We start from the raw sequence: 24,000 nt of genomic DNA, 5'->3' as shown, positions 1-24,000 counted from the left end.
GGAATTGCGATTGGATTGATCGCGACGCTTTCCGCCTGCGGCGGCGGAGGCGACGAACTTGCGCCCAATGCCGATTACTACGCAGTCGACCGCGCCTCACCAACGCAAGGGGCGGGGCTGACCGGACCGCAGGCGGATTACCCGCAAGTGCTGGGCGAGCCTTTCGTGGTCGACGGGCAAACCTACACCCCGGCGGACGTGCTCAGCTACGATGCGGTCGGCTATGCCACGCTCGACATGGTGGATAGCACCGGTGTCACCGTCTCTCACAAGACGCTGCCTCTGCCGAGCTACGTCGAACTGACCGCGCTTGATACCGGCAAGACGATCCTCGCCCGGGTCGAACGGCGCGGCCCCATGACCGTGAGCCGCCTGGTGGGCCTGTCGCAAGGCGCCGCGCGCGAGCTTGGCGTGGGGGAGGGCGCGCCCGTGCGCATGCGCCGGGTCAATGCCCCGGAATACGAACGCGCGAAGCTGCGGGCGGGGCAGCCTGCGGGCAATCGGCTCGATACCCCGGACACGCTGCTGGCGGTTCTGCGCAAGCAGTTGCCCGCGTCCGGTTCGAACAGCCTGGCTCCGACCGGCACCAGCGTTCGCGCAGCTGCTGGCGGGCGAGCGGTGGGCGGCCAGAAAGATGATTTCGACCAGGCATTTGCCGAGATCGAACCGGGTCCCTCGACCGCAGTGGCGGACACCTTCGATGACTACCGTGCGACACCGCAGGACGAAACGACGAGCCGGTCGACAACCTACGCCCTCGCGCCGATCGGTGAAGCGCCGACGGGTTCGGCACCGCGCCCGGGACCGGTGGAGGTGGCGCGCCTGCCCGACAGATATCGAGCCGCGCCCACACCAACGCCCTCGCGCACCGCTCCGCCGTCCCCTGCAACTGCGCCAGCCACCGTCGATCAGCCCGCACGGCAAACGGCAGTGCGTCAGGGCCGCTACGTCGTTCAGGTCGCCACCTTCTCCAGCAAGAACAACGCAATCCGCGCGGCCGACGATCTGGCCGGATTCGTGGTGGTTTCCAACGGCTATTATCGCGTCCGCACCGGGCCATACGCCGACCGTGGAGAAGCCAATGCTGCCCTCGCCAAGGCACGCAAGGCCGGTTATACGGACGCCTTTGTAGACACGAGCGACTAGGGCGACGCGTCCGCTATGCACGGGCGGCGCCCGGGCAGGAGCAGCAACATTGCCGGTACGATTGGTAAAGCGGTTCCGCGCGGCAGGCGTGCTTGCCGCACTGGCACTCGCGCTGCCGGCCACGCTTGGCGCGCAGACCGTATCCCCGGTCGCTCCACCTACGCCGGAGCAGGCGCCGATCGCCTACCTCGTCGATCTGTCGAGCGGGCAGACCCTCTATGCCCGCGATATCGACCGGCGCTTCGTGCCAGCCTCGATCACGAAGGTGATGACCACGCTGGTCGCGTTCGACATGCTGGCCGCGGGCAAGCTGCGCCCCGACCAGCGCATGCCCTACCGCGACGAGACCTTCGATGAGTGGCACCAGAAGGGTTCCACCCTGTTCCTTCCTGCGCGCGCGCGGCCGACCTTGCGCGAACTGCTGATCGGCATCACGACCGTTTCGGCAAACGATGCCTCTGTCGTTCTGGCCGAAGGTGCGACGGGGAGCGTGGAGAAATGGACAGAGCGCATGAACGCGACCGCGCGGGCCATCGGCATGCATGACAGCCATTTCTCGACGCCCAATGGCTGGCCGGACGAGGGCCGCACCTTCACCAGTGCACGCGATCTGGCGCTGCTGGCGGAACGCATCGTGCGGCGGCATCCGGACAAGTTCGAATTCTACTACGGGCGCAGCGGCCTGAAGGCCTATGGCATCGCGCAGGACAATCACGACCCCATCACCGGCAGGGTGGAAGGGGCCGACGGGATGAAGACCGGCTACACCGACCAGGCAGGCTATGGTTTTCTCGGCACTGCGGAACGCGACGGGCGACGGCTCGTGATGGTGGTCGCCGGAGCAGACAGGGGAAGCGTGCGCAACCAGGCTTCGCGCAACTTCATGGAGTGGGGCTTCGAAGCATTCGACAGCCGCCTGCTCGCGAAGAAGGGCAAGCCCGCCGCAACCGCCATTGTGCAGAACGGCGCGCAGGGCGAGGTGTCGCTTGTCGCCGCGCAGGATGTGCGCGTGGCCATGCCGCGCGGAAACCGTGCGAAGCCGGAACTCACGGTTCGCTACGACGGACCATTGCGCGCGCCGATTGCCAAGGGCGAGGCGGTGGCGACGCTGGAGATAGCCGTGCCGGGCATGGAACCCTCCACCTTGCCGCTTTATGCGGCGGACGAAGTCGAAGAAGCGGGCGTCTTGCGCCGCATAGCCAATGGTTTTGCGGGATTGTTCCGATGAGCACCCATCCGAAAAGAGCCCGCTTCATCGCCTTCGAAGGCGGCGAGGGCGTCGGCAAGTCCACGCAGGCCAAGCTGCTGGTCGAGGCGCTGGCCGAGCGGGGAATAGACGCCTTGCTCACCCGGGAACCTGGCGGCACCACTGGCGCGGAGATGATCCGCAAATTGCTCCTCGCGCCGCCCGGCACGGGGTGGGGGGTGCAAGCTGAAGCCTTGCTGTTCGCCGCCGCACGGTCCGACCATGTGGCAAAGGCCATCAAGCCGGCGCTGATCTCTGGAAGCTGGGTGGTGTGCGACCGCTTCGTCCTGTCGAGCCGCGCCTACCAGGGCCTGGCCGGGGGGCTGGGCGATGAAGAGGTGCTCGCGCTCCACCGGATCGGCAGCGGCGGACTGATGCCGTGCCGTACCTTGCTGCTGGAAGCGCCGGTCGACGATGTCGCCAAGCGGCTGCGAATGCGCGACGGGGACGAGGCGGATGCGATCGGCGGGCGCAACGAACGCTACCATGCCGACGTGGCGCGCGGGTTCGCCGGGCTGGCGCAGGGGGACGACACCATCGTCCAGATAGACGCCTCGGGCAGCGCCGAAGATGTTCACGCCGCCGTGATGCGCGAAGTCGAGCCTCTCCTCGAAGAGGCATCGTGAGCGAGGCGGACGCAGCCAACCTTCATGCCGCCCAGTGGCGCGAATGGCGCGCGGCAATCGGCAGCCCGCGAATGCACCATGCGTGGATTCTCGCCGGCCGCAGGGGCCTGGGCAAGCATGACTTCGCGCTGGCCGCCGCGCGGGAGATCGTGGCCATCGGCCGCGAGACGCCGGTGGCGGAGAACGACCCCGATATTCACCTGCTGACCCATCTGCCCAAGGACGACAAGGAAGCGAAGAAGGCGGACAAGGGCGAGCCCTTCGAGACCAAGCGCAATATTGCGATCGAGCAGATCCGCGGCATGCAGGCGCGCCTCAATACCCGGCCCACGCTCGGCCCGCGCCGCGCGATCATCATCAATCCCGCAGACGATCTGGAGCGTAATGCCGCCAACGCATTGCTCAAGAGCCTGGAAGAGCCGCCTGCGGGCACCTTCTTCCTGCTGGTGACGCACCGGCCGGGGCTGCTGCTGCCAACGATCCGCTCGCGCGCGCGCATCCTGCGCTTCAACCCGCTGCCCTCGGGCGATGTCGAAAAGGCGCTGCGGGCCGCGAACGACATGGCCGATCCGGCCGACATTGCACTGGCGGCAAGGGCTTCGGGCGGGGCGCCGGGCGCAGGGCTCGCGTTTCTGGCGCAAGAGCTGGGCCCGGCCGAGGCACTGATGCGGCGCATCGCCGCCGAGGGCGACCCCGATTTCGTGTTGCGGGGCAAGCTGGGCGAGGAAATCGGGGCAAGGCCGGATCGCGCGCGGCTTTCCGCCACGCTGGACCTCGCGCGCACGGTGCTGGCCCAGAAGCTGGAGAACCCGGACACGCTGGACATTCCTGCGCTGGTCGATGCCCACTCGCGCCTGGTGACCATTTCCGGCCAGGCGAAAAGCTACAACTTCGATCCCGGCTTCCTCGCAATGGAAATCGGCACCTTGCTCGCCTCGGCTGCCCCGCTTAGAGCCTAGGCCAATGGCTGACCCTTACTATATCACCACCGCGATCCACTATCCCAATGGCAAGCCGCATATCGGCCACGCCTATGAGACGGTGGCTGCAGACGTTATCGCCCGCTTCCAGCGCCTGAAGGGGCGCGACGTGCGCTTCCAGACCGGCACCGACGAACACGGGCTGAAGATGGCGCGCAAGGCGGAGGAGCAGGGCAAGACCCCGCGTGAACTCGCCGACGAGATGAGCGGCCATTTCCGCGATCTTTTCGACCTGCTGAACATTTCCTACGATCGCTTCATTCGCACCACCGAGGCCGATCACCATGCCGCGAGCCAGGCGCTGTGGCGCAAGATGGAGGCCAATGGCGACCTCTATCTGGACCGGTACGAGGGCTGGTATTCGGTGCGCGACGAGGCCTTCTACGACGAGAAGGAGCTGGTCGAAGGGGAAGGGGGCGAGAAGCTCTCCCCTCAGGGTACCCCGGTCGAATGGACGGTCGAGGAGAGCTGGTTCTTCCGCCTTTCAAAATACCAGGACAAGCTGCTGGACCTCTACAACCGCCAGCCAGACTTCATCCAGCCCGACAGCCGCCGGAACGAAGTGATGCGCTTCGTCGAGGGGGGACTGCGCGATCTTTCGGTCAGCCGCACCAGCTTCGACTGGGGCGTGCAGGTGCCCGGTGCCGAAGACCACGTGATGTACGTGTGGGTCGACGCGCTGACCAACTACATCAGCGGGCTCGGCTATCCGGAAGAGGGGGCGAACTGGAAATACTGGCCCGCCGACCTCCACCTGATCGGCAAGGACATTATCCGGTTCCACACGGTCTACTGGCCCGCCTTCCTGATGAGCGCGGGGGTGGAGCTGCCCAAGCAGGTGTTCGGCCACGGCTTCCTGCTCAACCGCGGGCAGAAGGAGAGCAAGTCTCTCGGCAATGTGACCGATCCGACCGTGCTGGCGGACCAGTTCGGCGTCGATGCCTTGCGCTATTTCCTCATGCGCGAAATCGCCTTCGGGCAGGACGGCAGCTATTCGCCCGAGGCCATCGTGACGCGCGCCAATGCGGAACTGGCCAACAGCTTCGGCAATCTGGCGCAGCGCACCTTGTCGATGATCGCCAAGAACCTCGATGGGCACCTGGGCGCATACGATCCGAACGGCGACGACAAGGCCCTGCTCACCACGGTGCAGGACGCGGTTCGCCATTCCTTGCCGAAAGAATTCGAAAAACTGGCATTTTCCGTCGGGATCGACGCGTGGATGAAGGCGGTTTACGCCTGCAACCAGTATGTCGACGAACAGGCGCCCTGGGCGCTCAAGAAAACCGACCCGGAGCGGATGCGCACCGTGCTGCAAACGCTGTTCATCTCGTTGCGAGACCTCGCCATCGCGATCCAGCCTGTGATTCCCGAAAAAGCGGGCCAGCTGCTGACCATGCTGGGAATTGCCGAAGATGCACGCACCTATGAGAATCTGGCCGACGAGGGCTGGTATGGCGCGCTGATCAAGACCGGCTATCGCGTCCCCAAACCCGATCCGCTGTTCCCCCGGCTTGAGCTACCCGAAGCAGAGGACGCCAGCTGATGCTGATCGATAGCCACTGCCATCTCGAATACGAAGGCCTGGTCGAAGATCAGGACGCCGTCCTCGCCCGGGCGCGCGAAGCTGGCGTGAAGGGCTTCCTCAACATCTCGACCAAGCAGGCCGAGTGGGATCAGGTCGTCGGCACTGCGGCGCGCGAACCCGATGTCTGGGCCAGCGTGGGCATTCACCCGCACAATGCGGACGCGCATGCCGATCTTGCGCGCGAAAGCCTGCTGGAAGCGACGCGGCATCCCAAGGTGGTCGGGATCGGCGAAACGGGCCTCGATTACTATTACGACAAGTCCGATCGCGAGACGCAGCAGAAGCTGTTTCGCATGCACATCGATGTCGCGCGCGAGACCGGGCTGCCGCTGATTATCCATACGCGCGACGCCGAAGAGGATACCGCCGCGATCCTGGAGGAGGAGATGGGGAAGGGGGGCTACCCCGCCCTGATCCACTGCTTCACTGCCTCCGCCGAGTTCGGACGCAAGGTGCTGGATCTCGGCCTGTCGATCTCGCTCTCTGGCATTGTCACCTTCAAGAACGCGAAAGATCTACAGGAGGTCGCCAAGGTCGTTCCGGCCGACCGGCTGCTGGTCGAAACCGACAGCCCATTCCTCGCGCCCGTTCCGCATCGCGGGAAGACCTGCGAGCCCGCCTACGTGGCCAATACCGCGCAGTTCGTCGCGGATCTTCGCGGCACGAGCATCGACTCGCTGGCCGCGCAGACGACCGAGAATTTCCACGCACTGTTTTCAAAGACGAAAGAGGCAGCGTGAAGGTCACGCTTCTAGGCTCGGGCACGTCGACAGGCGTTCCGCGCATCAATGGTGACTGGGGCGCGTGTGACCCTCAGGAGCCGCGCAACCGGCGCACGCGCGTAGCAATCCTGGTCGAAAGCGAGGAGGGGGCGCGCCTGCTGGTCGACACCCCGCCGGACCTGCGCGAGCAGTTTCTGCGCTGCGGTATCGACAGCATAGACGGGGTTTTCTGGACCCACGACCATGCAGATCACTGCCACGGGATCGATGATCTGCGAGCGCTGCGCTACGGCCGCAGCGGGCCGATCCCGGGCTATGGCGTGGAGGAAACCGTCCGCCGCCTGCGCGCACGCTTCAGCTACGTTTTCGCCGGAGAGCACGGCTACCCGACGATCGTGAAGCTGGAAGCGCTCGACCGGCTGCGGCTCTTCGCAGGTTTGACGGTCGAATGGTGCGTGATGCCGCATGGACCTGCCAGGAGCACCGGTTTCCGCTTCGGAAGCGACAAGAGCTCTATCGGCTATGCCACTGATTTTAGTGAAATAACCGACGGTATGCTGGACCTTTTCGACGGCGTCGACGTGCTGGTGTGCGACTGCTTGCGGCGCGAGGAACATCCGACCCATGCGAACCTGGCAATGGCGCTTGAGCTGGGCAAACGCTGCGGCGTGCGCAAACTTGTTCTGACCCATCTTGATAAGAGCATGGATTACAGGACTTTATGCGGCGAAGTTCCAGCAGATGTCATCGTTGGGTATGACGGGTTGCAGGTGGCGGCATGACGCAATTCGAGATCGTGCAAGTGGTGGCAGTGGTCGGCTGGCTCGTACTCGCCGTCAGCGCTTTTGCGGCGCATGGCCTCAACTGGAAGACTTCGCTGCGTCACGCTTTGATCTGGGCGGTCATCATTACCGGCCTGATGCTTCTGGTCACGATGATCCGGTAGGGCCGCAATCGGCCATTGGGTGCCCCGTCAGCCCACCTATTATTTTACATAATATATATTATCCGTCTTATGCTGATGCTGACGGCGGCACACGGAGGCCCTATGCCCTGCCGCCATGAGCGAACCTGCATCGGAAAACCAGATCGACCGACTCATCGCCATCATGGCGCGACTGCGTGACCCGCGGCATGGCTGCGAATGGGACCTGGCGCAGGATTTTGCCAGCATCGCACCGTACACGATCGAGGAAGCCTACGAGGTCGCGGACGCCATCGAGCGCGACGCCATGACGGAGCTGCGCGAGGAACTGGGTGACCTGCTGTTCCAGGTCGTGTTCCACGCGCGCATGGCCGAGGAACGCGGCCTGTTCGGTTTCGAGGACGTCGCGCGATCGATCTCCGACAAGATGGAAGCCCGTCACCCGCATATCTTCGGCGACTCAACCGGCACGATGGACGAGACCCGGTGGGAATCGCTCAAGGCAAAGGAACGTGAGGCGAAGGGGCAGCAGAGCGCAATGGACGGCGTGGCGCGTGCCCTGCCCGCCCTGCTCCGCGCCGAAAAACTGCAGAAGCGTGCCGCACGCGATGGATTCGACTGGCCCGATCCTTCAGGCGCGGCCGCGAAGGTCGCCGAAGAAGCACGCGAACTGGCAGAGGCGGACGATGCAACGCGCGAAGAGGAAGCTGGTGATTTGCTCTTCGCCGCGGTCAATCTCGTCCGCGCTCACGGCATAGCGCCGGAAGCCGCGCTACGCGCCGCAAACGACAAGTTCGAACGCCGCTATCGCGGTATGGAAAGACTGGCCGAAGGCGACTTCGCCAGCCTTGATCTCGATAATCAGGAAGCGCTGTGGCAGGCCGTGAAGCGCGGCGAAAAGAACGCGTCAGCCTAACTCGAAGCTTTCGAACTGGCCAAGCTCCTTGGGGCCGAGGCGCACCAGCACCCGATGGCGAGGTGCACCGCCCTCCCCGGCAGGAAGCTCCTCTTCCTCCAGCACGTCGCCATGCGCGTGGAGCCACGCGATCTCGCGTCCCGCAGAGGTCGGAAGCACGAACTCGCGCAGGCTGGCACCGCGCGTCAGCACTTGCGCTATCCGCGCCTCGAGCGCTTCGAGATTGAAGCCTGTTTCCGCCGAAAGCGGAACGACGCCTTCGTCGTCTTCCGCGCGCGCAGCCAGATCGGTGCGCATATCGTCGGGCAGCAAGTCCCACTTGTTCCAGACTTCCAGAATCGGGATGACGCTGGCTTCCTCGGCACCTTCCTCCGGCGCGCCCACGACACCCAGGCCGCGCAACACATCGAGAACCTGCGTTTTCTGCGCCGCGCTGGAAGGATTGGCAATGTCGCGCACGTGCAGGATCAGGTCGGCGTTCGTCACTTCCTCCAGAGTCGCGCGGAAAGCGGCGACCAGCTGGGTCGGCAGGTCGGAAATGAACCCGACCGTGTCGGAGAGGATCGCCTTTTCCACGCCCGGCAGGCCGATCGCGCGCATCGTCGGGTCGAGTGTGGCGAAGAGCAAATCCTCGGCCATTACGTCGGCACCGGTCAAGCGATTGAAAATGGTGGACTTTCCGGCGTTGGTGTAGCCGACCAGCGCGATCACCGGCCACGGGGCGCGCGTCCGGCGTTCGCGGTGCAACGCGCGGGTCTTGCGGACCTGTTCCAGTTCCTTGCGAAGGCGGCTCATGCGGGTGCGGATCATCCGCCTGTCGGCTTCGATCTGCGTTTCACCCGGCCCGCCAAGGAAGCCGTAGCCGCCGCGCTGACGTTCAAGGTGGGTCCAGCTGCGCACGAGACGGCTGGCCTGGTAGTCGAGGTGCGCGAGTTCTACCTGCAGGCGGCCTTCGGCGGTCGCTGCACGCTCGCCGAAAATCTCCAGGATCAGGCCCGTCCGGTCGATCACCTTGCGCTTGAGCTGTTCTTCCAGCGTGCGCTGCTGAATGGCCGACAGCGCCCCGTCGACGATAATCAGCTCGGCTTCAGCGAGTTCGGCATCGGTGCCGATCTTTTCGACCTGCCCCGCCCCGAACAAGGTCGCCGGACGTACGTCGCGTACGGGCTGGACATAGCTTTCGGCCACCACGATGCCGATGGCATTGGCCAGGCCGATGGCCTCGGCCAGACGCTCTTCGGCGGGCAGCTCGTTCGATTGTCCGCGAATGTCGGGGCAAACCACGAGGGCGCGCGCGCCGCGCGTCACCTCGCCTTCAAGTTCATCTTCGAAAATCTAGAATAATCCCGTCAATCGTCGTCTTCCCAGTCGCTCAGGTCGACCGGCTCGGCAGGCTGAATGGTCGAAACGGCGTGCTTGTATGCGAGCTGGACGTAACCGTCACGTTCGAGCAGCGTGCAGAACAGGTCGTAGGCTGCGATCCGGCCCTGCAGCATCACACCATTGACCAGGAACATCGTCACCTGGACTTCAGACTCGCTGACACGGCCGAGAAAGACGTCCTGCAACTGACGCTGCTTGCGGTTGCCCTCCCGGCTGGAAAACTGTTCCGCGTCCATCGCCTGTGCGGGCATGATCGTGCTGATCGCATGCTTGTAGACCAGCTGCGACTGTCCGTCGCGCCGCAAGAGCAGCGAGAAATTGTCGAACCAGGTGATGATGCCCTGCAGCTTCACGCCCTTGACGAGAAACACCGTAACCGGCGCCTTGTCGCGCCGAAGGCTGTTGAGCAGCGCGTCCTGCAGATCGGGCTGCTTGTCGTTAGACTGCCTCTCGTTCGATTGACGCTCGGGCCGTGGCTTTTCCGCACGTGTTTTCGCGGGGGCGCCTTCGATCGGGGGTTCATTGGCGACCACGTCGGTTTCTGCCGCCGATTTCGTCCGTATCGAGAGGGTTTTTCCTTCGGGCATGACCCTGTTCCTGTTCTTGGCGGAGGCTCAATCGCGCGGCCCCCGCGTCGCTCCTTATGCCCGCCCTTCGCACCCGAGGGCAGACCCTTTAGGGAAAAAATGCGCGCCTCGCGGTTGCGTTCCGCCCTATCCGCGCGGGCAGAGCCAGACCGGGGTCAGTCCTCATCCTTCCTTTCGGTCATGCCGAGAATCTTCAGTTTTCGATGCAGGGCAGAGCGTTCCATTCCGATGAAGCTCGCCGTTTTCGAGATATTGCCCGAAAACCGGCGGATCTGGATCGTCAGATACTCGCGTTCGAATTCCTCGCGAGCCTCGCGCAGGGGCACCCCCATCAGGCTGGAGAGGCCGATACCGCCCTTCACCCCGCCCTCGGTAATCTCGGCGGGCAGCATGTCGGGCTCGATCACCTGCATCTTGTCGCGCGGAGACAGGATCACCGTTCGTTCCACCACATTGCGCAGTTCGCGCACGTTGCCCGGCCAGTCGTAGGCCTGCAGCGTGGCCAGCGCGTCCTCGCTGACCTCGGGTGGCGGCAGGCCCTGCTCGGCCGCGTAACGGGCGAAGAAGTGCGTGGCGAGCGCGGGGATATCGTCGCGCCGGTCGGCCAGCGACGGGATTTCGACCGGCACGACGTTCAGACGATAGAACAGGTCCTCGCGGAAGCGCTTCTCCTCGATTTCCTTCTGCAGATCGCGCGAGGTGGAGGAAACCACGCGCATGTCGACGCCGATCTGGCGATTGCCCCCCACCCGCACGAAGCTCTGTTCGGTCAGCACGCGCAGGATGCGCGCCTGTGTGGACAGCGGCATGTCCGCCACCTCGTCCAGGTAGAGCGTGCCACCATCGGCGGTTTCGAGCAGGCCGGGACGGATCAGCTTGCCGTCCTGTTCCTCGCCGAACAGCTCCTGTTCGAACCGTTCCGAGGTGATGCGCGCGGAATTGACGATCACGAACGCATTGGAGGCCCTCGGGCTCCAGCTGTGGAGCAGGCGGGCGGCCACTTCCTTGCCGCTTCCGGCAGGGCCGCTGATGAGCACGCGGCTGCCGGTATTGGCGACCCGCTTCAGCGTCGCGCGGACCTGGTTCACGGCGGCGGAGTTGCCGGTGAACTCTTCCCCCCGCCCCCGTTATCCTGCTTCAGACGGGTATTCTCGCGCCGCAGGCGCTCGGTTTCGGTTGCCCGTTCCACCAGCAGCAGAAGCCGCTCCGTCTCGAAAGGCTTCTCGATGAAGTCCATCGCACCACGGCTGACGGCGGAGACGGCTGTGTCGATGTTGCCGTGCCCGGAAAAGATGATGACCGGCAGTTCCGGCTCACGCGCCTTGATCGCATCGAGCACTTCGAGCCCGTCCATCGGGCTCCCGTGCAGCCACACATCGAGCAGGACGAGGCTGGGCCGCCGTTCGTCGACCATGCGCAACGCGCTGCCACTGTCGCCTGCCACCCGGCATTCGTATCCCTCATCGCTCAGGACGCCCGAAACGAGTTCACGAATATCGCGTTCGTCATCGACCACCAGAATGTCGACGGCCATCAGCTCGTACTCCCGGTTGATTGCGCGCTCATGCGGCTTGCTCCTCCGAAGCGGTTGGGGGCGTGGATTCGGGCGTGCGTGCGAAGCTCAGGATAACCTGGGTGCCCCGGGATGGCCCCGGCGCGAAGCTCATCTTCCCGCCATGCTCTTCCACGATCTTGCTCACGATCGCGAGACCCAGGCCGGTGCCCTTCTCGCGCGTCGTGACATAAGGCTCTGCGATCCGGTCGCGATCTGCGGGGAGGCCCACGCCATTGTCCGACACGATCACGTCGATCATCTCTTCCGACGGTTCGATGGCTACCGCGATGTGGCCGGCATAGTCCGGCTCGTCCTCGGCAGCGCGCGCCTGCACGGCCTCGACCGCGTTCTTGAGCACGTTGGTCATCGCCTGGCCGAACTGGTGGCGATCGCACATCAGCGAAACCGTGCCCTCCGGCGCGTTCAGTTCGAACCCGATGTCCTGATGCGCGACTTCCTGCAGGAACACCGCCTGGCGCACCAGGTCGAGCGCGTCCTCGTCGCGGAATACCGGTTTTGGCAGCCGCGCAAAGGACGAGAATTCGTCGACCATCGTGCGCAGAGCCCCGACCTGCCGCACGATCGTACTGGTCAGCTCGTCGAACAGCGGGTCGTCCTCGCCCACCTGCCGGGCGTAGCGCCGGTTCAGGCGCTCGGTCGCCAGCTGGATAGGCGTGAGAGGGTTCTTGATTTCGTGCGCGATCCGCCGCGCCACGTCGGACCAGGCGGCCCGGCGCTGGTCGATAAGCTGGCGGGTGATATCCTCGAAGGTAATCACATGGCCGCCGGTGGCGGGCGCCATGCGGACCGCGAGAGTCAGCAGCTCGCCGCCCTTGTTGATGGTTACGATCCCGCTGCTGACCCCCTGTGCCAGCAGGTCCGCGATCTGCGGGGTAACCTGCGCGAAGGACATGCCCCGCCCGTCCATCTCCGGCTCTTCGAACAGGAGCGCGCGGGCCGATGTGTTCATCAGCTGAATGTCACCGCCTTCGTCGATCGAGACGATCCCCGCGCTCATCGATTCGAGCACCGCTTCGATGAAGGCGCGCCGTTCATCGAGTTCGCGGTTGGCCCGCATCAGATCGTCGGTCTGCATCTCGAGCTGCGCGGTCATGCGGTTGAACGCACGGTTGAGCAGGCCGATCTCGTCGGCCCCGGTGCGCCCTTCGATCCGCATCGCGAAGTTGCCCGCCCCCACCTTTCGCGCGGCAGCGACAAGGTCCGTCAGCGGCTCCACCTGGCGGTCGGCGAACCTCAACGCGAACCAGACGGCAAAACCCACCAGCGCCAGCGACACGAAGAACAGCGCCAGATTGAACCGCAGCTGGATCGCACGCGCTCTCTGCGTCAGCTCTCGATACTGGACCATGATATCGGTCGCGCGCTGGAAGTCGGTGAAGGAAAGCGCGGTCGTGTTGCGCGCATTGTAGAGGTAGATGCCCGCCGTCCGGTCGATCGGGGTGACCGCCTCGATCCTCTCCTGGTCGGCGTAGACCACCTCCGTTTCGCCGGCTTCGATCCGCTTCAGGGCGCGGGCACCGGTTTCCGCCGGCTTGTTCCCCTCGACGATCCCCGCCGCCACCGCGGTCGTGACCGTGCCATTGGGGAATGCCTGCAGGATCGCGCTTTCGCTGATGTCGCGCGCCTGCATCTGATAGAGATAGTCTTCCTGAAATTCGCGGCTGGTCAGATCGTTCGCATCGCGCCTCTGCAGCAGGTAGAACACGTCGCCCGCCATTGTCGTGGTTTCCTGCGCGAGGTCGAACTGGTTCTGTTCGAAATAGCTTTCCGCAAACTCGTTGGTGCTTTCGAACAGGCCGCGCGAATCGCTCGAAAACCAGAAATCGACACCCGACTGGAACAGCACGGCGGCAAACACCGCCACCAGCAGCGTGGGAACCGCCGCGATCAGGGAAAACAGGAAGACCAGGCGCACGTGCAGCCGCGCGGTGCTCCCTGCCGCGCGGCGCAGCGCAAGCCGTCTGCCCAGCAGGACCAGCAGGGCCATGGCCGGAACCAGCGTGCCAACCAGCAGGATCGATATCTGCCGCGTCGGCAGCAACTGGGTATCGTTCGGCTGGTTCGAAAAGGCCGTCCAGGTGGCGAGGATCATGATGGCCAGCGCGGTGGCCGCGCCGATCTCGAGCCAACCGAAAAGGTTCGCCCGCCGCGACACCACGACCAGCCGCCGCGCGAGGCGTGAACCGCTTCTTGGTCTGCTGGAAGTCGCCATCATCGTTGCCAACTTACAACATCACTGTTGCGGCATTACAAGTTACAATAGCCGTTCGTCCCACCTTGCACCGCAATATGGCCACGGCTGGTGGATTCGCGTGCCAGAACCGCCGCGTCGGTCAGGCCGCGCTGCGGACGAGGAATGGCTCGTAGAAGCGTTCGATCTCCCCCAGCACCTGCGCCGGATCGTCGATGAAGTTCACCGCCTTGCGGAACTCGGATGAACCATAGAGCCCCTTCACATACCAGCCGAGATGCTTGCGCGCGATCTTCACGCCGACTTCGGGGGTGTAGTGGTCGAGCATGCGGCGGAAATGCTCCACCACCACGGCATATTGCTCGTTCAAAGGAGGATCGGCGCGCTTCTCGCCGGTCTGCCACCAGTGCATCACCTGGCCGAGCAGCCAGGGGCGGCCGTAGGCCCCGCGCCCGATCATCAGCCCATCCGCACCCGATTGCTCCAGCGCCTTGGCCGCATCGTCGATCGAGCAGATATCGCCGTTGACGATCACGGGAATGTTCACCGCGTCCTTCACCTTGCGGATAAACGACCAGTCGGCGCTGCCCTTGTACATCTGGTTGCGGGTGCGACCGTGAACGGTGATCATCTTCACCCCCAGATCCTCGGCAATCCGCGCGAGTTCGGGCGCGTTGAGGCTGGCGTGGTCCCACCCCATCCGCATCTTTACGGTCACCGGCACATCGACCGCCTTGACCGTCGCTTCCATCAGCTTGGTCGCCAGCGGCACCTCGCGCATCAGCGCGCTGCCCGCCAGCTGGCCGACGACCTTGCGCACCGGGCAGCCGAAATTGATGTCGATGATCGCCGCGCCATTGCCTTCCTGCAATTTGGCAGCCTCGGCCATGCTCACCGGATCGCAGCCGACCAGCTGCATGCTGACCGGCTCCTCGATCCGGTCCCACGCGGCTTTCTGCACGCTCTGGCGCGTCTCGCGGATCGCCGCTTCGCTCGCGATCATCTCGGTCACGTTGAGGCCCGAGCCATAGCGGCGCACCAGCGTGCGGAACGGCATGTCCGTCACGCCCGTCATGGGCGCGAGAATCACCGGCGTTTCGACGCGCACGTCGCCGATGGCGATCGGCTTCGGGGCCGAGGGAGGGGTTGGCACTTCAATCATGGGGAAGCGCGGCAAATAGTGGATTGCCGCCGCTATCGCAAGCGCGTAGCCCCTCCGACCGATGCCACAGTTCGCCGACACGCCCCGTTTTGCCGCGATCATCGTCGCGGCGGGTACGGGCTCGCGCGCCGGCCAATCGCTTCCCAAGCAATATGTCCGCTGGCGCGGCAAGCCGGTGTTGCGCCACAGCGCCGAAACGCTGCTGGCTGCAGGAGCGCAGCCGCTGGCGGTCGCCATCGCGCCCGATGCGGCGGACCTGGCGCGCGAGGCGCTGGCCGGGCTCGACAGCATCATCCTTGTCGATGGCGGCGCGACGCGGCGCGCGTCGGTTGCCGCGGGGCTGGAGGCATTGGCAGGCGAGCGACCGGAACATGTGCTCATCCACGACGCCGCGCGCCCCACCCTGCCCCAGCCAGTTATCGCCCGCGTCCTGGCCGCGCTTGACGATCATCCGGGCGCGATCCCCGCCCTGCCTGTGGTCGACACCATCGCGCGCACGAAAGATGGCATCATGACAGGGCAGGAGGATCGCACCGCCCTCGCCCGCGTGCAGACCCCGCAAGGGTTTCGCTACGCCGATATCCTGAGCGCCCATCGCGCATGGGATGGGGACGAAGAGCCGACCGACGATGCGCAGGTGCTGCGTGCGGAAGGCAAGGAGGTCGCCGTCGTCGCGGGTGACGAGCGCCTCGCCAAACTTACGTTCGCACAGGATTTTGCAATGCAGGCACCACCCGTTCGCACCGGCACAGGTTTCGACGTCCACGCCCTGGCCGAAGGTGAGGACCTGTGGCTGGGCGGGTGCAAGATCGATCACGACAAGGGACTTGCCGGGCACAGCGACGCCGACGTCGCGCTGCACGCGCTGGTCGATGCCATTCTCGGTGCGATCGGCAACGGCGATATCGGCACGCACTTCCCACCCAGCGATGCGCGGTGGAAGGGTGCATCCTCGGGCCAGTTCCTGCAACACGCGGTATCCCTGGCGAGCGAGGCCGGATACCGTGTCGGCAATCTGGACCTGACAATCATTTGCGAGGCGCCCAAAATCGGCCCGCACAAGGATACCATGCGCGAAAAGATCGCCGAATTGGCGGGTATTCAGATAGATGCTGTCAGCGTAAAAGCGACCACGACGGAGAAGCTCGGCTTTACCGGCCGCGGCGAAGGGATCGCCGCGCAGGCTGCCGCCACACTCATCAGGGAGGACTTCCAGTGACCTTTCGTTTCCGGACCATCGCGGTGGCAGCAGCGCTTGCCTCGCTGGGCCAACCTCTCGCGGCCCAGAGCTCAGCCTGCGTCCAGCCCGAGGACCTGGCCGACACCGTGACGTATGCGATGCCTTTGTTCCTCCAGGGCCTGCAGTCCAAGTGCGCGACCGCGCTTCCTGCCGACAGCTTCATCCTCTCGCAGGGCGAATCCTTCGCGCAGTCGTTCGAGCCGCTGCGGGACGAAGCATGGCCCGGCGCGCGTCGCACCCTGATGCGCTTCATCGAGAGCGAAGCTGCGGCGGCGGAGGATAGCGAAGGCGCGGACGCGGCCACTGCGGGCTTCGTGCAGATGCTCTCATCGCTTGATGGCGACGAAATGCGTCCCTTCGTCGACGGGATCGGCGTCCAGCTGATCGCCGAGGAGATCAAGCCTGCGACCTGCGGAGACATAGAGAAGGTTCTCCCGCTGCTCGCCCCCCTCCCCCCGCAGAACTATGGCGGGCTGGTGGCGGCCATCTTCGGCCTCGTGTCCGAGGGTGAGAGCGACGGCTTCGTCTGCGCAGCCGCATCGGAATGACCAGCGCGCTGCTCCCGTCCGATGTTCTCGACCTCGCCCGGCGCGTGGTCGAGGAAAACCGCTCCGCATCGCGCAAGGTCGCTCTGGCCGAAAGTTGCACCGGAGGGCTCGTCTCGGCCGCGATAACCGAGATCGCGGGATCTTCGACCGTGCTCGACCGTGGTTTCGTGACCTATTCCAACGAAGCGAAGATGGAGCTGCTGGGCGTTTCGCAGGATATTATCGAGACCTTCGGCGCGGTCTCCATCGCCTGCGTCTGGGCGATGGCTCAGGGCGCGCTCGCCAATAGCGATGCCGATGTGGCGGTTGCGATCAGTGGCGTTGCCGGGCCCGGCGGCGGCACGGCAACCAAGCCGGTGGGCACGGTGGTGTTCGCACGCGCCATCCGCGGCTACGGGAGCGAGCCCGAAGGCGAACTGAAGAGCTTTGGCGATCTAGGCCGCGCGGAAATCCGCCGTCAGGCCACGCTCTGCGCGCTGGAACTGCTGTTGCCGTAAAGCTCGTGGGCGCGTTCCTCGAACGCGGTCATCATGCGCCGGAAGGCACGGTCGAAATAGGCCCCGGCCAGCGTTTCGAAGATCTTGCTCTTGAAAGTGAAATCGACACAGAAATCGATCTCGCACCCGCCCTCCGCCGGTTCGAACTGCCAGTCGTTCTGCAGATCGCTCAGCGGGCCGTCGACGTAGTGAACCCGAATGCTCCTGGGCCGCTTCTTCTCGACGCGTGAGGTAAACTTCTCGCGGATCGCCTTGAAGCCCACGACCATGTCCGCAACCATCTCGGTCTCGCTGTCGGACTGGATCCGCGTCGCGATCACCCAGGGCAGGAATTTCGGATAGCTCTTCACGTCCGCGACCAGATCGAACATCTGCTCGGGCGAGTAGGGCAGGACGCGCTTCTGGTGGATGCCGGGCATCAGGCGTTTCCGGTGCGCGCAGCCTCGCGGGCCAGGCGCTCTTCGCGGGCGGCCTTCATCTGGGCGAAGTCGTCCCCCGCGTGGTAGCTGGAACGGGTCAGCGGGCTCGATGCGACCTGCAGGAAGCCCTTGGCCCGCGCGATTGCGCCATAGGCATCGAAGGCCTTGGGCGTAACGAAATCCTCGACCTTCGCGTGCTTGGGCGTGGGCTGGAGATACTGCCCCAGCGTGACGAAATCGACATCCGCGCTGCGCATGTCATCCATGACCTGGTGCACTTCCAGCCGCTGTTCGCCCAAGCCCAGCATCATGCCCGACTTGGTGAAGATGGTCGGATCGTGGCTCTTCACCTCCTCCAGCAGGCGGAGCGAGGCGTAGTAGCGCGCTCCGGGGCGAATAGTGGGGTAGAGCCGCGGCACGGTTTCAAGATTGTGATTGAACACGTCCGGGCCCGCTTCGCAGATCGCCTCGATCGCAGGGCGCATCTTGCCACGGAAATCGGGCGTCAGAATCTCGATCGTGGTGTCCGGCGTCTCGCGCCGCAGCGCCTCGATCACCTTCACGAACTGCCCCGCCCCGCCATCGGGCAGATCGTCGCGATCGACCGAGGTGATGACGATGTGTTCCAGCCCCATCTTGCCCGCCGCGATGGCGACGTTTTCGGGCTCCATCGGATCGACCAGACGCGGCATCCCGGTCTTGACGTTGCAGAACGCGCAGGCGCGCGTGCAGACATCGCCCAGGATCATCACGGTGGCGTGCTTCTTCTCCCAACACTCGCCGATATTGGGGCATGCCGCCTCTTCGCACACCGTATTGAGGCCGAGGTCGCGCATCAGGCGGCGCGTTTCCTGGTACCCCTTGCTCACCGGGGCCTTCACCCGGATCCAGTCCGGCTTGCGGGCCCGCGGGGTGCGTTGTTCTTCGGGGTTCGGGGCGGAGGAGAGGTCGTTCATGCCCGCCATCTAGGAGCCTCACCCGTTCGAGGCAATGCCGCGCCTTGCCAGCGCCGCTCTGCTCGCCCATGTGGCAGCGCATGTCAGAAATGCAGGCTCACAACATCGCCCTCCTCATCGATGCCGACAATGTCGACCCCAACGGGATCGACTCGGTACTGACCGTGCTCGCCGAGCTGGGTCAGGTGAACATCCGCCGTGCCTACGGCAACTGGGCGAAGGACGCGCTCAAGCGCTGGGGCGACATCACCAATCGCTACGGCATTCGCCCGCACCAGCAGTTCGACCTGACACGCGGAAAGAACGCCACCGACATGGCGATGACGATCGACGCGGTCGATCTGTTGTACCAGGGCAAGGTCGATGGCTTCGGCATCATGAGTTCGGACAGCGACTTTACCCCGCTGGTCACCCGGCTGAGGCAGGATGGTCTGCCGGTCTATTGCTTCGGCGACGCGAAGACGCCGCAGGCGCTGCAGCGCGCCTGCACGCGCTTCATCGACACCGCCAAGCTGGTTCGCGGCCAATCACGCGATGCCGGGACCGATAGCAAGTCCGAGAAGGTCGATATCGACGAAGAGCTGATCCAGCTTCTGGGCGATGCGTGGAAAGCGTCCAGCCGCGACGACAATGGCTTCGCCCGCCTGCACGAGGTCGGCCAGATCGCGGGCAACCGGTCGAGCTTCGATGTGCGCAACTACGGATTCAAGCGCCTGTCCGAACTGATCGCTTCGCTCGACCGGTTCGAGATGAAGCGTGGCCAGGACGATCAGCTCTACGTGCGTCGCCTCAGGTAAGCTGCTCCCGGCGCGGATAAGAAACGGCGCGGAAAGGCCTCCCTTCCCGCGCCGCCTCTTGCCTTATAGTGCCAGACTGGTGTCGGCTGGCGGTCGTCGTTCAGCCCTGCGCCCGCTGTTCGGCGTAGGCCGACCAGAGGCGAGTGATGCCCTGCCGCTCGCCCTGCACCTTGGCGAAGGTTTCCTGGGCGTTCGCATAATCGCCGGCCATCACCTGGGCGATCCCGAGTCGGGTCAGCACGGTCTCGCGATCCACATCGGAGCGCGTTAGCGCCAACTGATACAATTCAGCCGCTTCCGCGAACCGGTCCAGACTGAAATGGGCGTCGCCAGCCAGCGTCGCGCGCTTCGCAGTCGCGCCGGAAGCGCGTGCTTCGCTGGCAAGCGCGGACAGGTCTTCGCGCACGATCTCCGAACGGTTGGTCGCTTCGGACAGCGCATTGGCCACGAAGGAGACGTCGCGCGAGATCAGACCGGCGGCAAGCCCTTCCTGCGTCACGGCCAGCACTTCGCCCGGCAGCTGCCGGACGCCCGCGACTTCGATGTATTTCTCATACTCGGCGCCGGAATCGAGGGCATCGGCCGCACGCAGAAGTCGCATGAGATCCAGCGTTTCCTCGTCGCCATACTTTTTGAAATTACGCTGGATGTTGACCGCATCGCCCCAGGTCACCGCGTCCGGGTAATACCGCGCGAGGAGGATGCTGTACTTCGTGGAGGGTTCGTACTGCTCGCTCTGGTATGCTGTCCTGACAGCCTGCTGCAGCAGTTCCTTCGCAGGCTTGGTGCCCGCATCGATGTTCTGCTGGATCAGGGTATCGAAGTATCCGATCGAACCGGCTTCGTTGTTCTCCAGCGCGGCAGCCTGCGCGATGAGCGACTGTGCCGTGTCGGCCTTGTAGCCCAGCGATGCAGCCTTCTCCAGGTAGGTGCGGGCGGCCGCGTAATCGTTCAGATCGTAGGCGATCGTTCCCGCCACGAAGGTATATTGCGGCAGGTCCGCCTCTGTCACCTTGCCGCTGTTCAGCATCAGTTCGATGCCGGTACGCTGCAGGTTCAGATCTTCCAGCTGACGACCAAGGTTATACAGCGCCCCGCCGTAGGCCAGCCGATCATCGTCGCTCTTGACCGATTCGCGCACCTCGGGGGCGGTCATGCGATCGCGCAGCGACGCGTAATCCGGATTTTCCTTGCCGAGATCTTCGTTGATGGGCGCAAAGGCTTTGATGAAGTCCTTGGAGTACTTCGGCGCCTTCTGCGCAAATGCGGGCGTCTCGTAGGCGGTAACACCAAGCGCACCCACGCTCATCAGCGCGGCCGCGATTGCGAGCCTCGAAGCCTTGCGGGGGCGGTTTGTGAACAACGGCATTAATCTCTCCTATTCTGAATCGCGTCGGGGGACGCGACCGGATATTCCAACTTATCTGAATAACGCGCGGCCTATGATGAAGTGCCGCGTGAACGTCCAGATCGTGCAGGGACCCGGTTGAATGGTGCTTGAATGACTCATCAAGCCTAAATCGCGGCTCTCGCGGCCAAAAATGTGGACAAACGGCACATGGGGAAGGATGGGAGGTTGGTCTTGCTGGCACCCCCCACAGCTTTCCCCTAACCTGCCTTCATTGCGCGGAAGACGCAGCCGAAATAGCTAACCGAGCGGATATTCCTTGAGCGACGAAACCGACACCCTGCCCCCGCCCAGCCCCATGGGCGAGTATGACCGCATCGACATCGTCGATGAGATGAAGACGAGCTACCTCGATTACGCGATGAGCGTGATCGTCAGCCGCGCGCTGCCCGATGTGCGCGACGGCCTGAAGCCCGTTCATCGCCGGATTCTCTTCGCCAGCCAGGAAGGCGGCTTCGTCGCCGGGCGGCCTTACCGCAAGAGCGCCAAGATCGTCGGCGACGTGATGGGTAACTACCACCCGCACGGCGACAGCGCGATCTACGACGCGCTCGCGCGCATGACCCAGAGCTGGTCGATGCGGGTGCCGCTGATCGACGGCCAGGGCAATTTCGGCTCGATGGACCCCGATCCGCCCGCCTCGATGCGTTATACCGAGGCGCGGCTGGAAAAGGTCGCCAACGCGCTGCTCGACGATCTCGACAAGGATACCGTCGACTTCGCGGAGAACTACGACGGTTCGCGCGAAGAGCCGACCGTCCTGCCCGCCGGCTTCCCCAACCTGCTGGTTAACGGTGCAGGCGGGATCGCGGTGGGCATGGCCACCAATGTTCCGCCGCATAACCTGGGCGAAGTGATCGACGGCTGCATGGCTTACATGGCCAATCCCGGCATCACGTCGGAAGAACTGATCGAGTACATTCCGGGCCCCGATTTCCCCACCGCGCCGCTAATCCTCGGCCAGTCGGGCGCTCGTTCCGCCTACCTGACCGGGCGCGGGTCGATCATGATGCGTGCGCGGCACGAGATCGAAACCGGACGCAACGATCGGCAGAGCATCGTGCTCACCTCGATTCCCTTCCAGGTCGGCAAGAACATGCTGGTCGAGAAGATCGCCGAGGCCGCCAAGGACAAGCGGATCGAAGGCATTTCCGATATCCGCGATGAATCGAGCCGCGAAGGCGTGCGCGTGGTCGTGGACCTCAAGCGCGACGCCTCGCCCGAGGTCGTGCTCAATCAGCTGTGGCGCTATAGTCCGGCGCAGGCGAGCTTCCCCGCCAACATGCTCGCGATCCGTGGCGGACGGCCCGAAGTCCTGTCCTTGCGCGACATCATCCAGGCCTTCATCCAGTTCCGTGAACAGGTCATCACGCGGCGCACCAAGTTCGAACTGAACAAGGCACGCGACCGGGCGCACATCTTGCTCGGCCTGGTGGTCGCCGTCTCCAACCTCGACGAGGTGGTGGCGATCATCCGCGGATCGCCCAACCCCGCCGAAGCCCGTGCCAAGCTGCTCCGCAAGGAATGGCCGATCGGCGACATCGCGCAGTATATCGAACTGGTCGAAGCGATCGACCTGTCTTCCGAACAGGAAGGCGGCACCTATCGCCTGTCCGAACGGCAGGTAAAAGCGATCCTCGACCTGCGGCTCCATCGCCTGACCGCGCTCGGCCGCGACGAAATCGGCGACGAACTGAAGGAACTGTCGCTCAAGATCGAGGAATATCTCTCGATCCTGGCCGACCGGCGCAAGCTCTACCAGGTCATGCGCGAAGAGCTGGAGGCAATCCGCGAGCAATATGCGACGCCGCGCATCTCCGAAATCGCGCCTGCATGGGATGGTCTCGAAGACGAAGACCTGATCGAGCAGGAGGACATGGTCGTCACCGTCACCCACGGCGGTTACATCAAGCGCACGCCCCTGCAGGCCTTCCGTGCGCAGGCGCGCGGCGGCAAAGGCCGCAGCTCGATGGCCACCAAGGACGAGGATGCGGTGGTCGAGATGTTCGTCACCAGCACCCACAATCCTGTGCTGTTCTTCACCAATACGGGCCGCGTCTATCGCCTGAAGGTATGGAAACTGCCCGAAGGCAGCCCGACCACCAAGGGTCGCCCGATGGTCAATCTGCTGCCGCTGGGCGAGGACGAGCGCGTGACCAACGTGCTGCCCCTGCCGCAGGACGAGGACGAGTGGAGCAAGCTCAACATCGTCTTCGCGACCGAACAGGGCATGGTCCGCCGCAACTCGATGGATTCCTTCACCAACATCCCGTCGAACGGGAAGTATGCGATGGGCTTCGTCGAAGGCAGCGGCGACCGGCTGATCGGCGTGCGCCTGCTGAACGAGGACCAGGAAATCTTCCTCGCCTCCGACGCGGGCAAGGCGATCCGCTTCGCCGCCACCGACGCACGCGAGACCAAGAGCCGCACCGGCATCGGCGTGCGCGGCATGAAGCTGAAGGAAGGCGACAAGGTCGTCAGCCTCGCCGTGCTCCACCCGCTCAGCCACGACATGGAAACGCGCGAGGCATATCTGCGCGGCGCAGTGTGGAAGAACAACGACACCGCCCACACGCTCGACCCGGATATTGCAGCGGCGATGGAGGAGAACGAGGAGTTCATCCTGACCCTTACCGCCAATGGCTACGGCAAGATCTCCTCGGCCTACGAATACCGCACCATCGGGCGCGGCGGCCAGGGCATCACCAATATCGGCGAGCCTAGCAATGCCAGCCGTAACGGGCCGGTGGTCGCCAGCTTCCCGGTGCGCCACGGCATGCAGCTGATGCTGGTGACGGATCAGGCCAAGCTGATCCGCCTGCCGATCGATTTCCGCCATCTGATCCCCGACGGGTTCGAGAACCACAAGGGCTGGTCGATCTACGGCCGCGGATCTTCGGGCGTGAAGGTGTTCGATGTCGCCAAGGGCGAACAGATCGTGGGCGCCGCGCGGATCGACGAGGACGCAGATCCGGAAAACGATGCCGAAGCTGCGATCATGGACGAACGCATGGCGCGCGAGGACCAGACAACCACGCCGCACACCACGCTCGACCGGGACGATCCGCCGCCGACCGATATCTGACC

21 protein-coding genes and 1 pseudogene are annotated in these 24,000 nt (G+C 64.5%); 14 read left to right on the top strand and 8 right to left on the bottom strand.

Annotated elements, in window-relative coordinates; genetic code table 11:
- Positions 1–15 precede the first annotated feature (15 nt).
- From ADAD_RS0110430 to mazG, 9 genes are all read left to right on the top strand, one after another.
- A complete protein-coding gene (locus tag ADAD_RS0110430) occupies positions 16–1,146 on the top strand; it encodes an SPOR domain-containing protein (RefSeq protein WP_010413479.1) in 1,131 nt (376 codons plus the stop codon).
- 61 nt (positions 1,147–1,207) lie between these two features.
- Positions 1,208–2,374, top strand: a complete 1,167-nt coding sequence (locus ADAD_RS0110425; RefSeq protein ID WP_010413477.1) for a D-alanyl-D-alanine carboxypeptidase family protein — start codon at positions 1,208–1,210, stop codon at positions 2,372–2,374.
- Positions 2,371–3,018, top strand: a complete 648-nt coding sequence (tmk, locus tag ADAD_RS0110420) for a dTMP kinase (RefSeq protein WP_010413476.1) — start codon at positions 2,371–2,373, stop codon at positions 3,016–3,018. Before ADAD_RS0110425 ends, tmk begins: the two co-directional genes overlap by 4 nt.
- Positions 3,015–3,977, top strand: coding sequence for a hypothetical protein (locus ADAD_RS0110415; protein WP_010413475.1), 963 nt, complete (start codon positions 3,015–3,017; stop codon positions 3,975–3,977). Before tmk ends, ADAD_RS0110415 begins: the two co-directional genes overlap by 4 nt.
- Before the next feature lie 4 nt (positions 3,978–3,981).
- Positions 3,982–5,544, top strand: a complete 1,563-nt coding sequence (gene metG, locus ADAD_RS0110410; protein ID WP_010413472.1) for a methionine--tRNA ligase — start codon at positions 3,982–3,984, stop codon at positions 5,542–5,544.
- Positions 5,544–6,326, top strand: a complete 783-nt coding sequence (locus tag ADAD_RS0110405; RefSeq protein ID WP_010413471.1) for a TatD family hydrolase — start codon at positions 5,544–5,546, stop codon at positions 6,324–6,326. Before metG ends, ADAD_RS0110405 begins: the two co-directional genes overlap by 1 nt.
- Complete coding sequence (locus ADAD_RS0110400; protein ID WP_010413470.1) at positions 6,323–7,090, top strand: MBL fold metallo-hydrolase; 768 nt, start codon at positions 6,323–6,325, stop codon at positions 7,088–7,090. The genes ADAD_RS0110405 and ADAD_RS0110400 overlap by 4 nt, the downstream gene beginning before the upstream one ends.
- Positions 7,087–7,254: a hypothetical protein gene (locus ADAD_RS17130; RefSeq protein ID WP_010413469.1), complete on the top strand. Its 168-nt coding sequence runs from the start codon at positions 7,087–7,089 to the stop codon at positions 7,252–7,254. Before ADAD_RS0110400 ends, ADAD_RS17130 begins: the two co-directional genes overlap by 4 nt.
- A gap of 115 nt (positions 7,255–7,369) precedes the next feature.
- The gene (gene mazG, locus ADAD_RS0110390) at positions 7,370–8,149 is read left to right on the top strand and encodes a nucleoside triphosphate pyrophosphohydrolase (protein WP_010413467.1); all 780 of its coding nucleotides are present in this window, start codon (positions 7,370–7,372) and stop codon (positions 8,147–8,149) included.
- On the opposite strand, the gene hflX is transcribed toward mazG, so the two are convergent.
- The 5 genes and pseudogenes from hflX to dusB all read right to left on the bottom strand — a co-directional run bounded on the left by hflX (position 8,141) and on the right by dusB (position 15,048).
- Positions 8,141–9,457: a GTPase HflX gene (gene hflX / locus ADAD_RS0110385; RefSeq protein WP_010413465.1), complete on the bottom strand. Its 1,317-nt coding sequence runs from the start codon at positions 9,455–9,457 to the stop codon at positions 8,141–8,143. The genes mazG and hflX overlap by 9 nt on opposite strands.
- Positions 9,458–9,498: 41 nt before the next feature.
- Entirely contained in the window at positions 9,499–10,119 is a 621-nt protein-coding gene (gene hfq, locus ADAD_RS0110380; protein WP_010413462.1) for an RNA chaperone Hfq, read from the bottom strand.
- Positions 10,120–10,274: 155 nt separating this feature from the next.
- A pseudogene (gene ntrX / locus ADAD_RS16205) lies at positions 10,275–11,653 on the bottom strand (nitrogen assimilation response regulator NtrX).
- Between the two features lie 28 nt (positions 11,654–11,681).
- Complete coding sequence (locus ADAD_RS0110370; protein WP_443101002.1) at positions 11,682–13,910, bottom strand: sensor histidine kinase; 2,229 nt, start codon at positions 13,908–13,910, stop codon at positions 11,682–11,684.
- A 118-nt stretch (positions 13,911–14,028) separates the two neighbouring features.
- A complete protein-coding gene (gene dusB / locus ADAD_RS0110365) occupies positions 14,029–15,048 on the bottom strand; it encodes a tRNA dihydrouridine synthase DusB (RefSeq protein WP_010413460.1) in 1,020 nt (339 codons plus the stop codon).
- Between the two features lie 61 nt (positions 15,049–15,109).
- Between dusB and ADAD_RS0110360 the strand changes: the two genes are divergently transcribed.
- The 3 genes from ADAD_RS0110360 to ADAD_RS0110350 are packed head-to-tail and all read left to right on the top strand — an operon-like array spanning position 15,110 to position 17,333.
- A complete protein-coding gene (locus tag ADAD_RS0110360; RefSeq protein ID WP_010413458.1) occupies positions 15,110–16,267 on the top strand; it encodes a bifunctional 2-C-methyl-D-erythritol 4-phosphate cytidylyltransferase/2-C-methyl-D-erythritol 2,4-cyclodiphosphate synthase in 1,158 nt (385 codons plus the stop codon).
- Positions 16,264–16,836 (top strand): hypothetical protein, encoded by a 573-nt coding sequence (locus ADAD_RS0110355; protein ID WP_010413457.1) that lies wholly within the window; start codon positions 16,264–16,266, stop codon positions 16,834–16,836. Before ADAD_RS0110360 ends, ADAD_RS0110355 begins: the two co-directional genes overlap by 4 nt.
- Positions 16,833–17,333 (top strand): CinA family protein, encoded by a 501-nt coding sequence (locus tag ADAD_RS0110350; RefSeq protein WP_010413456.1) that lies wholly within the window; start codon positions 16,833–16,835, stop codon positions 17,331–17,333. The genes ADAD_RS0110355 and ADAD_RS0110350 overlap by 4 nt, the downstream gene beginning before the upstream one ends.
- Here the strand turns inward: ADAD_RS0110350 and ADAD_RS0110345 are convergent.
- Positions 17,294–17,752 (bottom strand): type II toxin-antitoxin system RatA family toxin, encoded by a 459-nt coding sequence (locus ADAD_RS0110345; protein ID WP_010413455.1) that lies wholly within the window; start codon positions 17,750–17,752, stop codon positions 17,294–17,296. The genes ADAD_RS0110350 and ADAD_RS0110345 overlap by 40 nt on opposite strands.
- The gene (lipA, locus tag ADAD_RS0110340; RefSeq protein ID WP_010413454.1) at positions 17,752–18,708 is read right to left on the bottom strand and encodes a lipoyl synthase; all 957 of its coding nucleotides are present in this window, start codon (positions 18,706–18,708) and stop codon (positions 17,752–17,754) included. Before lipA ends, ADAD_RS0110345 begins: the two co-directional genes overlap by 1 nt.
- Before the next feature lie 80 nt (positions 18,709–18,788).
- Here lipA and ADAD_RS0110335 point away from each other — a divergent pair, with 80 nt between their 5' ends.
- Positions 18,789–19,505, top strand: a complete 717-nt coding sequence (locus tag ADAD_RS0110335; protein WP_029140067.1) for an NYN domain-containing protein — start codon at positions 18,789–18,791, stop codon at positions 19,503–19,505.
- Between the two features lie 100 nt (positions 19,506–19,605).
- On the opposite strand, the gene ADAD_RS0110330 is transcribed toward ADAD_RS0110335, so the two are convergent.
- Positions 19,606–20,874, bottom strand: coding sequence for a hypothetical protein (locus ADAD_RS0110330; RefSeq protein ID WP_010413452.1), 1,269 nt, complete (start codon positions 20,872–20,874; stop codon positions 19,606–19,608).
- A 298-nt stretch (positions 20,875–21,172) separates the two neighbouring features.
- Between ADAD_RS0110330 and gyrA the strand changes: the two genes are divergently transcribed.
- Positions 21,173–23,998: a DNA gyrase subunit A gene (gene gyrA / locus ADAD_RS0110325; protein WP_010413451.1), complete on the top strand. Its 2,826-nt coding sequence runs from the start codon at positions 21,173–21,175 to the stop codon at positions 23,996–23,998.
- Positions 23,999–24,000: the final 2 nt, after the last annotated feature.

Origin of the sequence: Citromicrobium sp. JLT1363 (genome assembly GCF_000186705.1) — a bacterium.
GTDB lineage: Bacteria > Pseudomonadota > Alphaproteobacteria > Sphingomonadales > Sphingomonadaceae > Alteriqipengyuania.
Note: the sequence above shows the minus strand (reverse complement) of the source record. Positions and strands in the feature narration are given on the sequence as shown.